The 696-nt window shown below is 71.3% G+C and carries 1 protein-coding gene; it reads right to left on the minus strand.

The window, feature by feature from the left end; genetic code table 11:
* Positions 1 to 95: 95 nt before the first annotated feature.
* Positions 96 to 500: a hypothetical protein gene (locus tag IAE56_RS20955; protein ID WP_108770070.1), complete on the minus strand. Its 405-nt coding sequence runs from the start codon at positions 498 to 500 to the stop codon at positions 96 to 98.
* Positions 501 to 696 lie beyond the last annotated feature (196 nt).

Raw genomic sequence — 696 nt, forward strand, 5'->3', positions numbered from 1 at the left:
CCCCCCGCCCCCCCCCCGCCCCCCCCCCGGCGCGGGCCGCGCCCCCCCCCCCCCCCCCCCGGCGAGCGCAGCGGCAGCGGGGTTTTACGGGCCGCTCAATACCCTGCATCCATGAATGCATCGAGCAGGGTGTCACGCAGGGCATCGGGCAGCGCCTCGATGTCCATCGCGCGGTCATCCAGGTGAAGGTGCGGATCCAGCACGCTGGCGCGGCCCTGGGCCAGCGCCTTCAGCCACAGCAGCACGCAGATCACGAACTCGCGCTCGTGGCCTGGCTGCAGGCGGCTGGCACCGCGTTCGATCACTTCGAACGGGTACCATTCCTGCGTCTCACTGAGCCGGCCCCCCTGGCGTTGCAGGGCCTTCAGCTGGGCCAGATGGCGCGGTGCATCGTCGCCGACATCGCATAGCGCGGCGATCCAGGACAGCTCGTCCGTGGTGGCGGTCAGCGCCAGTGAACGGGCGGATGACGCGGTGGTGCTTGGAGCCAGACCTTCCATGTGGGGCCTCCTCGTGACGTACCGCTGCGGTCTCCCCCGCAGCGCCAGCTTCGGCGCGGACCCGTAAGGCCGACGTGAATGCCGGGGTTCCCGGGAAAGCGCCATCCACGCGTGGCGTGGATCTACTGGAAGCGCCCGGAAACTGTCCAAGGCGGGGAGGGGGGAGGTTGCGGGGGCGTGAGCCGCATGGGCCCGA

The organism is Stenotrophomonas sp. S41 (genome assembly GCF_016624625.1).
Classification (GTDB): domain Bacteria; phylum Pseudomonadota; class Gammaproteobacteria; order Xanthomonadales; family Xanthomonadaceae; genus Stenotrophomonas.

Excerpts from the sequence above, each read along its gene's own strand:
- IAE56_RS20955 (WP_108770070.1), bottom strand. The coding sequence starts at position 500 with ATGGAAGGTCTGGCTCCAAGCACCACCGCGTCATCCGCCCGTTCACTG.